This is a genomic window from Synechococcus sp. WH 7805 (genome assembly GCF_000153285.1).
Classification (GTDB): Bacteria; Cyanobacteriota; Cyanobacteriia; order PCC-6307; family Cyanobiaceae; genus Synechococcus_C.
Window position 1 is genome coordinate 349663 of the sequence record NZ_CH724168.1, and the last position, 15315, is coordinate 364977.

Here is a 15315-nt window from a genome sequence, read left to right on the forward strand (position 1 = left end):
AGGATGGAAGGGCTCTCAGTCGGAGACCGAGTGAATACAGTTCTTCTGTTTTGAATTCCAACGATGCGCCGGCCCTGGAGTGATGTGGCCATCAAGGATTGCGGTGAACCGCTGGAGTCGCTCAGAGGGACGTTTCTCTGCCTTGAGCCCCATCCCTACGCAGAACTTGGTGCCCCCTACGGAGATCAGGGTGATCCCTTCAGGGTGCGATCGAGCCTTTTGACCCGTCTCGTTCAAGCCCAGAACCACCTCACCCAGCATCCGGATCCTGAGATCGGCCCGATCCAGTTGCTTGTGTTTGATGCCTGGCGCCCCGTCAGTGTTCAGGCCTTCATGGTGGAGCACGCGGTCAAGGAAGAATGTGTGCGTCGAGGCCTTCAACCGACACTGCCTCATTGGGCGACGGCGCTGGAGGACGTGCAGCGCGATGTTGGACGCTTCTGGGCACCGCCAAGTGACGATCGGTCGACGCCGCCTCCTCACAGCACGGGGGGAGCCATTGATTTAACGCTGGCCGATCAGCGTGGAGCGCCTCTGAACATGGGGGGAGCGATTGATGCCATCGGTCCTGAATCGCTCCCAGACCACCACGCATCTGCTGCAAGGGCTAATCCCAACAGCCCTGAAGCCCTTTGGCACCGACGCCGTTCCAACCTGCATGCGGCCATGCAACATGCCGGATTGGTCCGACATCCCAATGAATGGTGGCATTACAGCTATGGAGATCAGCTGTGGGCTTGGACGGTTAAGGCATCAATGGCCGTCTACGGCCGAGTGGATGGCCACTAACGGGCGGAAGTAAGCAGTTCGGCAACCCGTTCGTCACCGAGCTGGCTCACATGGTCACCAAAACCTCTTCGCCCACCAGCCTGCTTCCAGCTCACGAACAATGGTTCCAGGGTGCTCTCGAGTTCATCCAACGGCATGCGTTGCAGGAAAGGCTTCGCCAAACGCTGGAGATTGGCACTACCACCAAGCCACAGCTGGTATTGATTCACACCGCTGCCGACAAGCGCAAGCTCTGCCATGTAGGGCCGGGCACACCCATTCGGACATCCGGTCATGCGAAACAGCAAGGACTTCTCGATTTCGAGCCTGCTGAGTTGCGCATCCAGACGTTCAAGAACCCGAGGAAGAATGCGTTCAGATTCAGTGATGGCAAGCCCACAGGTGGGCAGGGCAGGGCAGGCAATGGCATGACGTGCCAGCGGTGGCGGTGCCTCCGGCGTTTTGATTCCCAGATTCGACAATGCATCACGAACAGAATTGCGCTGGGAGCTGCCGATGTTGCACAGAAGCACGTCCTGGTTAGGCGTCAAACGCAGTTCGAGCTGGTAACGATCAACGATCTCTCGAAGCCCAGCCTTAAACGCACCCTCGAGCCTCCCGCAGAGCAGAGGGATCCCAACGAACCAAATTCCAGGCTGCTGTCGATGCCAGCCGAGGTAATCGGTGAGTTTTGCTTTCGGCTCATTGCGAAGACTCTTCAACTCACCACGGAAGTAGTTCTGCGTCAGTTCGCTCTTGAACCAGGACACACCTCTGTCGTGAACGAGATATTTCATCCTGGCGTGCCTTCGGATCTGACGATCACCGTGATCACGCTGCAAGGCCAAGATCGATTGCACTAGATCAAGCACATCGTTCGCTGCGACGTATCCAAGAGGGTCAGCGATCCTTGCGAACGTTTCTTCCTTGTTGTGGGTGCGGCCCATGCCGCCACCCACGTAAACATTGCAGCCGATCAGGGCACCTGTGGCATCGGTGAAGGCCACAAGACCAATGTCCTGGGTCAGAAGGTCGACGGAATTATCTCCAGGAACCGTGACCGCTACTTTGAATTTTCTGGGTAGGTAGGTGTCTCCGTAGAGCGGTTCATCGTCGCTACCTGAAAACACTCCAACATCACGCTGACGTGAACGGGCTGCCTTCACCATCCGCGAAGGATTGATTCGATAACTGAGGTCACCATCGATCCACAGCTCGAGATAAGACGCTTCACCAGCCTCGGGACTGAGAACATCCGCGATTTCATCAGCCAGCTGACGCGCTGCCGGATAAGCACCTTTGGCGTAAGGCGCAGCCGGTGCCATGACGTTGCGGTTGATGTCTCCACAGGCCGCCAGGGTGGACCCCATGTTTTCAACGATGGTTCCGATTACTTCCTTCAGATCACCTTTTGGAATGCCATGCATCTGAAAGGCCTGTCGGGTCGTTGCTCGCAGGGTGCCATCGCCAAGGCGATTGGAAAGATCATCCATGGCGAGGAACAGCCTTGCCGGAATGCGTCCTGCTGGGCTACGCAGCCTCAGCATCATCTGCCAGGTCTTCTCTTTCCCTTTCTCTCGCTTATCCCGGTCATCTTGCTGATAGCTCCCGTGAAACTTCAGCAGCTGAAGCGCGTCTTCACTGAAGTAGGGGAGCTCATTCGAGAGTTCATCTAGCAGGGGGTCCCGCAGATGATGACTGTCCAGCTTGCGTTGCTCAGCCTTCGGCAGCCTGGCAGTGGTTGATTCCGTGGCGGATTCCACACTGGACTGACTCACCGGCAAAGAGCTGCATCAACTCTCTGAAGCTAGCGAAGCGGCTTCCAATACAGTCGCGTCTTGGACACGTACGTGCTGTGGCGAACACGTTTCTGCTTGAGATCGGCACTGAAGAACTCCCCGCCGATTTCGTTCCCTCGGCCCTTCGGCAATTGGAGCAGAGGGTTCGCAGTGATCTCAACGATTTGCGGCTCGCCCACGGTGAGCTGTCGGTGACAGGAACGCCGCGTCGGCTGCTTGTGGTTGTGAAAGACCTGATTGACTCTCAGCCGGATCTGGAAGAAGACCGCAAAGGACCACCTGTCTCCTCGGCTTTCGTGGATGGTCGGCCTGGTCCGGCTGCCATCGGTTTTGCCAAACGCTGCGGTGTAGATCCATCGGATCTTCAGCCCAGGGAAACGCCGAAAGGCCCTTGTCTGTTCGCGCAGGTCAAGACTCCAGGGCAGGCCAGTTCCGCTCTACTCGGCCAGTACGTTCCTCGCTGGATCGATGCTCTTCAGGGGCGTCGATTTATGCGCTGGGGATGTGGAGAGCAGCGCTTCAGTCGACCGGTTCGCTGGTTAGTGGTCCTCCTCGGGGATGCGTTGATCCCTGTGACTCTGGATGCGGCTGATCCTGTGGTGACCAGCGGTCGCACAAGCCGTGGTCATCGTCTTCATCAACCACTGAAGGACGTGAAGTCCGCCGAGGAACTTCTGGCTCAACTGGCCCGAGCCGGGGTGATGGTGAATCGTGAACAACGCGCTGAAACCATCCGCACGGCAATCGCGCAGGAGGCCGAGCGCTGCGGTGGACAAGCGAATTGTCCTGAGTCACTGTTTCAGGAGCTTGTGGATCTTGTTGAAACCCCCTCAGTGTTGAAGGGCAAGATCGCGGATCGCTTTCTTGATCTACCGCCGGAGGTGATTGTCACGGTGATGCAGGCCCATCAGCGTTATGTCCCACTCCTGCATCCGCAGGCAGGTTCAGACCCCCTGCAACTTCAGTCCCGCAATGTTCTGAGGCCGGAATTCCTTCTGGTGAGCAATGGGTTGGAACCAGCTTCGGACACCATTGTGAGCGGCAATCAACGCGTTCTTGGAGCCCGGCTGGCCGATGCCGAGTTCTTTCTCACTGTGGATCGTCGTCAGTCCAGTGAGCAACGGCGGGCAAATTTGGCACAGGTCACCTTTGCCGAGGGTCTGGGCACGCTTCTGGACCGTAGTGAGCGAATGAGTTGGGTCATGGACCAACTGCTGCTCGCGCTTCAACTTGAGGGGCCCATCGCCAGCCATGCCAGACGCGCTGCCCATTTCTGTAAACACGATCTCGTCTGTCAGATGGTGGGGGAATTCCCTGAGCTGCAGGGGTTGATGGGCGGTAAGTACCTTCTTGAGGAAGGAGAAGTCCGTGACGTGGCTCTGGCTGTGGCAGAGCACTACCAGCCTGCTGGTGCCGGTGATGCTCCTCCCACCAGTGATGCAGGAGCTCTGCTGGCTCTCGCGGAACGGATCGAGTTGCTGTTGAGCATCTTTGCGAAGGGTCAGCGCCCTACTGGATCTTCTGATCCTTATGCCCTGCGGCGAGCAGGCAATGGAATTGTTCAGATCCTGTGGAATCGTGGCTGGAGACTCCCCCTGCAGTCACTCTTCAAAACGGCAGCAACGCATTGGGCTGAACGTTTCCCGGCTTTCAAGGTTGAAGCTTCAGCCTTGGCCAATGATCTGGGACAACTTCTCCGTCAGCGGATGGTGTCTCAGTTCGAAGAGGATGGATTTGAAATTGATTTGGTGCAGGCAGTCAGCGGCGATGGGGTCAGCACTGACCGCTTGCTGGAGGATCCAGTGGATGCAAGGGATCGCCTGCTTCTGTTGAACAACCTCCGGACTTCTGGTCGTTTGCAGGGATTGCAGGCTGTCGTCCAACGTGCATCCCGCTTGGCCGATAAAGGTGATCTGCCTTTGTCCAGCCTGTGTGTCGAAGGTGTGGTGGACGCCGAACTCTTCGATTCACCCAGCGAGGCTTCGCTGTTAGTGGAACTCGAAGCGATGAGTCCGCTCGCCGTCGCAAGAGACTACGAAGGCTTGGCTCAGAAACTCCAGGGTGCGGCACGCGCACTTGAAGCCTTCTTTGATGGTGCTGAAAGTGTGATGGTGATGGCCGATGATCCATCGATTCGGCGCAATCGCCTCAATTTGCTGGGCGTGCTGCGCAACCAAGCGTTTGTGTTGGCCCGTTTCGACAACATTCAGTCTTGAAACGGGACGATTGCAGCTGAATCTGCAAAACGCAGATTCAGCTATGGAGTCTTCACCCAGTTGTGACGGTCGGTCGTTCCTTCGTCTCTGTTGACGATTCAGTGTGAACCTGAGCCTTGATGGCCTGAGCCGCTTCATCCGCTAGAAAATCTCCCTCCGAACGTCCCACAGCGGAAGGAACGGCGTCGTAACCAGCTGGGGCGAGGGCCTCACCCCGAAGCAAACTTCCAAGGGTGCGCAGGGTGAGTTTCACCTGTTGCCACGGATTCATCATCACCACCCTCTTATACAGATAGCTGTCAAAGGTGAGTTTCTGTACATCTCGGTCATCGCACATTTCCACGAATGCCTCTCGCGCCGCGTCATTCCGGTAGAAAATTCGCTGGAGAATGTCGAGAACGGCGTAAGTGGCTCCGTACTTTCTGTCCCAACGCTTGAGGTACGTGGATTTGATCTCTTTTTCCGTGGGTACGCGGCTGCCGTTCGCTGAAATCTCAACGATGGCTTCGGCACACATCCGGCCACTTTTCGCTGCGAAGTAGATGCCTTCACCGGAGCTCTTGGTCACATAACCGGCGGCGTCACCAACCAGGGCCATCCGACCAACAACGCGACGGGGTCTGGGATGTTCCGGAATCGGATGAGCTTCAACTTTGATCACTTCGCCCTTGAACAGGCGTTTGCGGGCCCGCTCACGAATTCCTTTTTGCAATCCCTTGATTAGGGACTGATTCTGTTGCATGGTCCCGGTTCCAACGGCCACGTGGTCGTATTTCGGAAAAACCCATGCGTAGAAATCGGGAGAAACGTCGGTTCCGACGTACATCTCGGCGAGATCCTCGTAATAGGTCATCTCTTCAGGAGGAAGCTTGATGCGTTCCTGGAAGGCGATGGCCACGTTGTAATCGCCAGCATCCATGGCTTTGGCGACACGGGAATTAGCCCCGTCGGCGCCAATGATCAAATCCACCTCGAGGGTTTTTAACTCACCGGTTGGTCCACCAGAGCTGTAGTCGGCGTAATGAAGGGTGTACGGACCTTGACGAGCGCTGCCCGTGTCGATCTTCTGGACAAGACCGTTGATCAGGGTTGTGCCGAGCTCAGCAGCCCGGTTGCGCATGAAAGCATCGAAGACCTCTCGGCGGCACATGCCGATATAGGCATTATCGTCGTACCCGAGTGGATCAAGCTGAATATCAACCTCCTTGTTGGAGGGGGATATCATCTTCATGTTTCGAACCTTGCGGTCGATAATCGACTCCGGAAGATCGAATTCCTCGACCATGCAAAGCGGAATGGCTCCCCCACAGGGTTTGGCATTGTCGAGCTTTCGCTCAAACAACCAGGTGCTGATGCCAGCCTTGGCAAGAATTTCAGCTGCGCAGGATCCGCTCGGACCACCTCCGACGACGGCAACTCTCAGCATCTCAGCTCACTCCGCTGGATTGTTATTGAAAAGCTATCACCGATGAGTACCGATCCGGGGGCCACCCTGGCGCCTCCCCTTACGATCGATACATCACTGCAATGAAGTCGTGTCTCCGGCTGTCGCCAGACGCAGCAGATCTCGCGATCAAAGACGCGACGATATTCCTGTAGCTCGTCGTAGTCCCGCCGCCGCTCCGAAACGTCGTCGTCTTGGCTTACTGCTTGCCAGTGGGGTGGTGTTCGCATCGTCCATTGCCGCGGTTCTGCTGATTCCGATGGTTCCAGAGTTGCTCAACGGGCCTGGAGAGCCTTCCCCAGAGCTTGTTGAAGGCATCGATGCCCAACCTTCGCGTGATGGTCGTCTCCTCGGACATTTTCCTTATCCAGAGGTGAGCCTCGACGCTCTCGTGCCGGTGGAGGCTGGGATTGAGCTTCATCGTGATGCTGCTCTGGCTCTGAATGCCATGCGTCGAGCGGCCGCCGCTGATGGCGTGGACCTGCGCCTTCTCAGCGGCTATCGATCTCACGATCTACAGAAAAACATCTTTTTTGATGTCAAATCGGAGCGGAACCAAACCGCTGCCGAACGGGCCAAGGTTTCTGCACCACCGGGATATTCAGAACACAGCACTGGCTATGCCGTTGACTTCGGGGACGGTGCTGATCCAGCCACGAATCTCTCGCAATCCTTCGAAAACACACGCGCATTTCGCTGGCTTCAGGACAACGCCGCCGTCTATCACTTCACGCTGTCATTCCCAGTCGTCAATCCCCAGGGCGTGAGCTACGAGCCCTGGCACTGGCGATTTGAAGGGTCTTCACAGGCACTGCGCGCATTCGAACCGGCGCGACGGTTGGCCGACGGTCTTTGACAGTGAACATCTCTCCAGAGCTCCTGGCACCAGCTGGAGACTGGGAGGCACTCCGGGCCGCCGTTGCTGGAGGAGCCGATGCGGTGTACTTCGGAGTTGAGATCTTCAATGCCCGTCTGCGAGCTGAGAATTTCAATCGGCGTGATCTCCCGGAGATCATGGGTTGGTTGCACGCCCGAGGGGTCAAGGGCTTCCTCACCCTCAATGTGCTGATCTTCACCGAAGAGCTCGAGACGGTTTCTGAGCTCCTTGTGGACTGTTGGACGGCTGAGGTCGATGCCCTGATTGTTCAGGACCTTGGTCTGTGCCTGCTCGCCAGAGAGCTTGTGCCTGATCTCGCTCTTCATGCATCCACCCAGATGTCGGTGACCAGTGCCGCTGGTGTGGCTCAGGCCGCCGCAGCTGGATGTGAGCGGGTTGTGATGGCCCGCGAACTCACCCTGAGAGACCTGGAACGGGTGCAACAACAGCTCAAGCAGCGCCACCTTGATGTGCCGCTCGAGGTGTTTGTACACGGTGCTCTTTGTGTGGCCTATTCGGGGCAGTGCCTGACCAGTGAATCGCTCGGTCAACGCAGCGCCAACCGTGGGGAATGCGCCCAGGCCTGTCGACTTCCCTACCAGCTCATCGTTGATGGTGAGGAGCGTGACCTAGGCGAGCAGCGTTATTTGTTGTCACCCCAGGATCTTGCTGCATGGTCACTGATCCCGGAACTTGCCAGGATCGGCATCTGCAGCCTCAAGATTGAGGGGAGGCTGAAAAGTGCCGCCTACGTGGCCGCGGTGACTGATGTTTACCGCCGCGCTCTTGACGGTGTGGTCAGTGAACCTGCCGCCATCAGCAATCAGCTTGAACTTGGTTTTTCAAGGGGCCTGACCACTGGTTGGCTTGAGGGCATTGACCATCCGGCCCTTGTTCACGGTCGTTGGAGCAAGAAACGTGGACCGTGCCTCGGTCGGCTCCTGTCGGTTCTATCCCGTGGTTGGCTCAAGATTCAGGCTGAGACTGAGCCTCAGTGCGGTCAGGGAGTGGTTCTTGAGGTCGCTTCATCCAAGGGTGGACCGTTTCAGATTCCCCGAGAAGTTGGCGGTCGAATCATGAGGGTGGAGCCGTTAGGCGATCAGTGCTGGCGACTGATGCTTGGACCAGGCCGCATTGATACGGCGGGTCTGTGCGCTGGAGCTCCTGTCTGGCTCACCAGTGATCCCCAGTGGCAATCAACCTGGAGCCGGCGAGCCAGTCGAGAGACTCCTCCCCTTGATCTTCCGCTGTCTCTGGCGGTCAGCGGTCGCGATGGTGAACCACTCGTGCTCGCATTGGAGTCACCACAATCGCTGGATGGCCAATCATTGACCGTCGTCAGTGATCGACCTCTAGAGCCTGCGAAAGACCACGGACTGAATCGGGAGCGTCTGATGGCTCAGCTGGGGCGTCTTGGAGGAACAGGCTGGCGACTTGATCACTTGCGTCTTGATCTCCCCGAGTCCCTTTTTCTGCCGATCGGCGAGCTCAACCGTCTGCGTCGGGCTTTGCTTCAGGTGATGGCGGACGCGGGCATTGTTCCTGGGAACCCTGGGACAACACAACGCCAATGTTTTGAAGCATCCAACCGCGATGAGCGACGTCAGCTGATTCGCAGCTGCATCAACCGTCTACCGGCTGACACTGCCGATCAGACCCCTCGACTCACTGTGCTGGTGAGAAGTCTCGATCAGCTCAAGGGCTTGATGGAACTCGGCGACGAGACCCCGATTCAAGGGGTCGTTGCTGACCTGGAGCAGCCCCGAGACCTCAAGGAGGCCGTTGCCATAGCCCGGGGTTGCTGGAGTGATGGCATCTGGTTGACTGGTCCCAGGGTGACGCGTCCCGATGAGGGATGGACTCTGGAGCCGCTCCTGCGCGCCAAACCCGATGGCTTCCTGGTGCGCAATGCTGATCAGCTCGAACGTCTCAGCGACACGGGTCCCTGTCGGGGTGATTTCAGCCTGAATGTGGCGAATCCCCTAACGCTGCTCTGGTTTCTTGAACACTGGGGACTTCAACGCGTCACAGCGAGTTGTGACCTCAACCTTCACCAGCTGCTGGAGCTCTCCGAGAACGTGCCTTCCGATCGTCTGGAGGTTGTGCTGCACCAGCACATGCCTCTGTTTCACATGGAGCATTGTCTCTTCTGCTCTCTGCTGTCTGATGGGCATGACCACACGGACTGCGGTAGACCCTGTGAGACCCACACCGTTCTGCTGAGGGATCGCAGCGGCATCGAACACCCTCTGCGGGCTGACCTCGGATGTCGGAACACGTTATTCAACGGAACCGCACAAACCGGTGTTGAGGCATTTCCAGCTATGCGCGCTCGGGGCCTGAGGCATTTCCGGCTTGATCTCCTCGATGAAGATGCTGAGGCCACCAAACGGCGTGTGCAGCTTTACGGCGACGCAATCCAAGGGCGCATGCCTTCTGCTGAGGTTTGGCGTCACGAACAGATCGTGCATCGTCTCGGCGTCACCAGGGGCAGTCTTCGCGCAGATCGTGCGCAGGGAACCACATTGATCTCACGTTGAGATAGTCTTCACCGGCTGCGCCTACGGGCGTCACAGCGACCCTTCGCCCCCTCCACGGACCCCCATGAGTGCCCAGCAAAAGGCGATTCGCAATATCGCGATCATCGCCCACGTTGACCATGGCAAGACGACCTTGGTCGACTCTCTGCTGGCCCAATCGGGCATCTTCCGCGACAACGAAGCCGTGCCCACCTGCGTGATGGACTCCAATGATCTGGAGCGTGAGCGCGGCATCACCATTCTCTCCAAGAACACTGCGGTCACTTACAACGAAACGCGCATCAACATTGTTGATACCCCTGGCCACGCCGACTTCGGTGGTGAGGTCGAGCGTGTCCTCGGCATGGTGGACGGCTGTCTGCTGATCGTTGATGCCAACGAGGGACCCATGCCCCAGACCCGTTTCGTGCTCAAGAAGGCGCTCGAACAGGGACTGCGGCCGATTGTTTTCGTCAACAAGATCGACCGGGCCCGCGTGGATCCCGAGACGGCTGTTGACAAGGTGCTGGATCTGTTTATCGAGCTGGGTGCTGACGATGATCAGTGCGACTTTCCTTATTTGTTCGGAAGTGGTTTGGGAGGATTTGCCAAACCCGATATGAAAACCGACAGCGAGAACATGCGTCCGCTGTTCGATGCGATCCTGCGTCATGTCCCGCCCCCGGTCGGTGATCCAGAGAAGCCTCTTCAGCTCCAGATCACGACCCTTGATTATTCCGATTTCCTGGGGAGAATCATTATCGGTCGCGTTCACAACGGCGTGATCAAGCAGGGGCAAAGCGCTTCACTCATCAAAGACGATGGCAGTGTCAAGAAGGGACGCATCAGCAAGCTTCTCGGTTTTGAAGGTCTGCAACGGGTTGAAATTGAGAACGCCGCTGCCGGCGATCTCGTTGCCGTTGCCGGTTTCGATGATGTGAACATCGGGGAAACCATTGCCTGCCCCGATGAGCCGACGGCACTCCCACTGATCAAGGTGGATGAGCCCACCCTTCAGATGACTTTCGTTGTCAACGACTCTCCCTTCGCGGGGAAGGAAGGCAAGTTCGTCACGAGTCGTCAGGTGCGGGACCGTCTGCAACGTGAACTTCTCACCAACGTGGCCCTGCGGGTGGAGGACACCGACTCTCCAGATCGCTTTGCTGTCAGTGGCCGGGGTGAACTTCACCTGGGAATCTTGATCGAAACCATGCGCCGCGAGGGTTATGAGTTTCAGGTATCCCAGCCTCAGGTGATCTTCAGAACAATTGATGGCACTCCTTGTGAGCCTGTGGAGACTCTCGTTATGGATGTGCCTGAAGAGGCGGTGGGCTCCTGTATCGAGAAACTCGGCACCCGAAAGGGCGAGATGCAAAACATGGAGACCGGTCAGGATGGACGCACGCAGTTGGAGTTTGTTGTGCCGTCCCGCGGTCTAATTGGTTTCAGAGGTGAATTCATTCGTGCCACACGGGGCGAAGGGATCATGAGCCATTCTTTCTTTGAATACCGGCCAATGATGGGTGACTTCGATACCCGCAGAAATGGTGTTCTGATTGCCTTTGAGGAAGGTACAGCCACGTTTTACGCCCTGAAGAATGCCGAAGATCGCGGTCAGTTCTTCATCTCGCCTGGCACTAAGGTCTACAAGGGAATGATTATCGGTGAGAACAATCGCCCGCAGGATTTGGAAATCAATGTCTGCAAGGCCAAGCAACTCACCAACATGCGATCTGCTGGAGCGGAAGAACTCGATACGCTTCAGTCTCCCGTTCAGATGACTCTCGAGAGAGCTTTGGAATATATCGGCCCCGATGAAATGCTTGAGGTCACTCCGGAGTCCATCCGTCTCCGCAAGTTGCCTGCCAAGAGGATGGCCAAGCGTTGAAGCTTGTCGACGATCCTCGTTTCGCTATGGCTCTTGAGCTCTTTAACTCAGGAGCCTGGTATGAAGCTCACGATGCCTTCGAGGAGCTTTGGCATGAGCAGGTCAATCCTGAGCGGCGCCTGCTTCAGGGAATCATTCAGATTGCTGTGGCGCATGTCCACCTTGAGAGAGGCAATGCACGCGGAGCCACCATCCTTCTCGGTGAGGGAATCGGCCGTCTGAAGGCATCACTTCCAACAGCGCTGGGGCTCGATCTCACACTCCTGCACGCTTTGGCGAGCGCTCGATTACTTGTTCTTCAAAACGATGGGGACCCAGAGCAGCTTCCGCCCCCATCCCTCTCCTCCTGTCATGATCCCGTGGGACCATGACATCTTGATTGTCTCTTGAGACGCTCCCTTGCTTTTCAAGTCGCGTACGAAGGCTCCGATGTCATGGCTCTCTGGACCATTGGCCATTCTCCTGGCAATGGCATCGGTCGAACTGGTGCGTTCTCAGTCTTTGCCCGCACCCGTTGATGACGTCGAATCAGTTGAAGCTGGTCTGATCAGTATCGAGTCCGACAGCCAGAGCGCCGACAACCTCACCGGTGTCGTCACGGCCTCAGGCAACGTGAGAATTGTTTATCCAGCAAGGGGCATGGTTGCAACATCCCGGCAGGCGCAATACTTCAGCCGAGAAGGGAGGTTGGTTTTGAGTGGCGACGTTGATCTGATTCAGGAGGATGGCAGCACACTGCGGGCGGAACGGGTGACGTACAGCCTTGACGATGAGCGGGCTGTGGCCCTACCCGCCGAGGGCAATCAGGTGAGATCCACGATGATGATCCGCGCCAAGCAGCCTGCACAGACACCACTAACGCCATGAGTTTGAGCCTCAATGGCGTTTCCCTCAGCCTGGGAGGTCGTCCACTGGTGAGAAATCTCACCCTCAGCCTGGAACCAGGTGAAGTGATTGGTCTACTTGGCCCCAATGGTGCCGGAAAAACGACCAGTTTCAATCTTGTGATCGGTCTCCTCCGGCCGGACAGTGGGGAGGTCCTACTGGATGGTCATCCCGTCGCCAGCCTCTCCATGCCCAAGCGTGCTCGGCTTGGCATCGGTTATCTCCCCCAGGAACCCAGCGTCTTTCGCCAGCTCACGGTGCGGGAAAATTTGCAATTGGTGCTTGATCAAAGCGGACTCGCCCGATCCCAGTCCAGGGAGCGTCTTCAGCAGTTGATCCGTGACTTTCATCTTGAGCCGTTTCTTAATCGTCGCGGCTATCAACTGTCAGGAGGTGAGCGGCGCCGATGCGAGGTTGCTCGTGCTTTGGCCGTAGGTCTGGAAGGCCCCCGTTACCTGCTCCTCGATGAACCCTTCGCTGGAGTGGACCCTTTGGCCGTTGCCGACCTTCAGCAACTCATCCATTCGTTGCGGCAACGCGGCATGGGGATATTGATCACCGATCACAACGTCCGTGAAACCCTGGCGATCACAGATCGTGCCTACATCCTCACTGATGGCAGCATCCTGGCTTCCGGTCTCTCTGAGCAGGTCGCTCATGACCCGTTGGTGCGGCGCCACTATCTCGGCGAGGGATTTCAACTGTGATCGAATCCATGAAGTCCTCCATTCAACGTCTCATCCATCGGATTCCCTTGTTGGACCGTTGGTTGCTTGGTGAGCTGCTGGGTCCTCTGCTCTTCGCTGTCGCCGCTTTCACCGTTGTGTCCCTTTCCGTTGGGGTGATGTTCGAACTGGTGCGTCAGATTGTTGAATCTGGTCTGCCAGTGGGGATTGCAGTGCAGGTGCTTCTACAGCGCCTGCCCAGTTTTCTGGTGATTTCATTTCCGATGGCCACACTGATGGCTTCGTTGTTGGCTTACAGCCGATTGTCCGCCAACAGTGAGCTCACCGCTCTTCGCAGCGTGGGAGTGACTGCTACGCGAATGATCGTGCCTGCTCTGATCTTGGCATTGGTGATGTCCGGATTAACTTTTATATTTAACGACGCACTCGTACCGAGAGCCAATCGCTCGGCTGAAACGACTCTCGCTCGAGCTTTAGGGAAGGCAATTGCAACAGAAAAGGGAACCAATATTGTCTATTCCCGTTTCGGTCGCCTTCAAGAAACTGATGGCACTTCTAATAAAGGCCTGGCGCAGTTGTTTTATGCCCGAAAGTTTCGAGATGGTGTGATGAACGAAGTGACCGTTCTTGATTTCACCCGCGCTGGTTTCACTCAGATGCTTGTTGCTGATCGAGCAGTCTGGAATGAGAGTCAGGCAAAGTGGCAGTTTTTCGATGGGCAGATCCTCACCCTGACTCCTTCAGGAAGTACCACTTCCGCTGATTTCGACCAATACCTCTATCCACTGAGCGCAGCACCGATCCGTATTGCCAAGTTGCCAAAGGATGCGAACAACATGACGGTGGTTGAAGCACTTCAAGCCAAGGACCTGCTGCAACAAGCAGGAGATATCAAGGAAGCACGCAGGCTGGAGGTAAGGATTCAGGAAAAATTCACCTTGCCAATGGCCTGTTTGGTCTTCGGTCTGATCGGTGCGAGTCTCGGAGCCAAACCGAACAACCGCACGAGCCGTAGTCAGGGTTTCGGTATCAGCGTTGTGTTGATTCTCGTGTATTACGTACTCAGTTTCAGCTTCAGCTCGTTAGGAGTGAAGGGCACCCTGCCTCCGCTGCTCGCGGCCTGGTCGCCGGTGTTGATCTCTCTGGCAGGTGGCGGTTTCTTGCTTCGGCAGGCCAGCCGCTGATCCTTTCCGGCAGAATTTCATTTATCCATAGTTCGTCCGGTGTCTGTCTTGGGGAGTCTCGATCTTGAATCAATCGTCTCAGAACCTGTTCTGCTTCTTGGTTTGATTGCCTTCGCTCTTCTGCTCACAGCGCTGCCGTGGAGTTTCTGGGCTCTGTCGAATGGTCGCAGCTCCAGCGCTGTCCGCTCTCTTCTTGGAATGGCCAATCTTTTGTTAACAGCGCAGTTGGTGCTGCGTTGGTGGCAGTCCGGTCATTTCCCGATCAGCAATCTCTACGAATCTCTTTGTTTCCTCGCTTGGGCTTGCACACTCACCCAGCTGCTGGTGGAGCGTCAGTGGCCCTCACCGCTCGTGGCGGCATCGGCTACACCCATGGGCCTGGGGTGCATTGCCTTTGCCAGTTTTGCTCTCCCTGATCAGCTTCAGCAGGCCTCTCCTCTGGTTCCCGCTCTTCGCAGCAGCTGGCTGGTCATGCACGTGAGCGTGATCATGGTGAGTTATGCCGCTCTTCTGGTGGGATCGCTGCTTTCGGTAGCGGTTCTTTTCACGGACCGGGAGCAGCAGCTTGAGCTGAGAAGCAGTTCTATCGGAACGGGTGCCTTTCGCCGGGCGATACCAGCGCCAGTCGGTGATGGCTCTGTGGTTTTGCAAGCTTCACCGGATCTGCAGTTGTCTTCCTTGGATTTCAGTCGCAGTGAGCAGCTCGATAATCTCAGTTATCGAACGATCACAGTGGGATTCCTTCTCCTAACCGTAGGAATCATCAGTGGCGCCGTTTGGGCTAACGAAGCATGGGGAAGCTGGTGGAGCTGGGATCCTAAAGAAACCTGGGCGTTGATCTGTTGGCTTGTCTATGCGGCTTATCTCCATACCCGTCTCAGCCGCGGCTGGCAGGGACGACGTCCAGCTCTGGTCGCAGTCGCTGGTTTGTTTGTCATTGTTGTTTGCTATATCGGAGTGAATCTACTCGGCATCGGATTGCATAGTTATGGATGGTTTTTTGGGTAACAACAATCTCTGAGGTTTTGGTTGATGGCACGAAAGTTGTA

Annotated in this window: 12 protein-coding genes; 10 read left to right on the plus strand and 2 right to left on the minus strand. The window is 56.7% G+C overall.

Annotated elements, in window-relative coordinates:
• The first annotated feature begins 63 nt into the window (after positions 1-63).
• Positions 64-789, plus strand: a complete 726-nt coding sequence (locus WH7805_RS02125) for a M15 family metallopeptidase (RefSeq protein ID WP_006041293.1) — start codon at positions 64-66, stop codon at positions 787-789.
• Here WH7805_RS02125 and WH7805_RS02130 read toward each other — a convergent pair.
• Complete coding sequence (locus WH7805_RS02130) at positions 786-2546, minus strand: NADPH-dependent assimilatory sulfite reductase hemoprotein subunit (protein WP_006041294.1); 1761 nt, start codon at positions 2544-2546, stop codon at positions 786-788. The two genes, WH7805_RS02125 and WH7805_RS02130, sit on opposite strands and share 4 nt — an antisense overlap.
• A 77-nt stretch (positions 2547-2623) precedes the next feature.
• Here WH7805_RS02130 and glyS point away from each other — a divergent pair, with 77 nt between their 5' ends.
• The gene (glyS, locus tag WH7805_RS02135) at positions 2624-4783 is read left to right on the plus strand and encodes a glycine--tRNA ligase subunit beta (RefSeq protein WP_006041295.1); all 2160 of its coding nucleotides are present in this window, start codon (positions 2624-2626) and stop codon (positions 4781-4783) included.
• Positions 4784-4835: 52 nt separating this feature from the next.
• Here the strand turns inward: glyS and chlP are convergent, their stop codons facing one another.
• Positions 4836-6209 (minus strand): geranylgeranyl reductase, encoded by a 1374-nt coding sequence (chlP, locus tag WH7805_RS02140; protein WP_006041296.1) that lies wholly within the window; start codon positions 6207-6209, stop codon positions 4836-4838.
• A 109-nt stretch (positions 6210-6318) separates the two neighbouring features.
• Between chlP and WH7805_RS02145 the strand changes: the two genes are divergently transcribed.
• From WH7805_RS02145 to ccsB, 8 genes are all read left to right on the plus strand, one after another.
• Positions 6319-7083, plus strand: a complete 765-nt coding sequence (locus tag WH7805_RS02145) for a M15 family metallopeptidase (RefSeq protein ID WP_038004283.1) — start codon at positions 6319-6321, stop codon at positions 7081-7083.
• 2 nt (positions 7084-7085) lie between these two features.
• Positions 7086-9644: a U32 family peptidase gene (locus tag WH7805_RS02150; protein WP_038004285.1), complete on the plus strand. Its 2559-nt coding sequence runs from the start codon at positions 7086-7088 to the stop codon at positions 9642-9644.
• Positions 9645-9708: 64 nt separating this feature from the next.
• Positions 9709-11511: a translational GTPase TypA gene (gene typA / locus WH7805_RS02155; protein WP_006041299.1), complete on the plus strand. Its 1803-nt coding sequence runs from the start codon at positions 9709-9711 to the stop codon at positions 11509-11511.
• Between the two features lie 26 nt (positions 11512-11537).
• A complete protein-coding gene (locus WH7805_RS02160) occupies positions 11538-11882 on the plus strand; it encodes a DUF309 domain-containing protein (RefSeq protein WP_006041300.1) in 345 nt (114 codons plus the stop codon).
• A 58-nt stretch (positions 11883-11940) separates the two neighbouring features.
• Positions 11941-12378 (plus strand): LptA/OstA family protein, encoded by a 438-nt coding sequence (locus WH7805_RS02165; RefSeq protein ID WP_006041301.1) that lies wholly within the window; start codon positions 11941-11943, stop codon positions 12376-12378.
• Positions 12375-13103 (plus strand): LPS export ABC transporter ATP-binding protein, encoded by a 729-nt coding sequence (gene lptB, locus WH7805_RS02170; RefSeq protein WP_006041302.1) that lies wholly within the window; start codon positions 12375-12377, stop codon positions 13101-13103. The genes WH7805_RS02165 and lptB overlap by 4 nt, the downstream gene beginning before the upstream one ends.
• Positions 13104-13111: 8 nt before the next feature.
• The gene (locus WH7805_RS02175; RefSeq protein ID WP_038004910.1) at positions 13112-14266 is read left to right on the plus strand and encodes an LptF/LptG family permease; all 1155 of its coding nucleotides are present in this window, start codon (positions 13112-13114) and stop codon (positions 14264-14266) included.
• 48 nt (positions 14267-14314) lie between these two features.
• Entirely contained in the window at positions 14315-15274 is a 960-nt protein-coding gene (ccsB, locus tag WH7805_RS02180; RefSeq protein WP_038004291.1) for a c-type cytochrome biogenesis protein CcsB, read from the plus strand.
• Positions 15275-15315 lie beyond the last annotated feature (41 nt).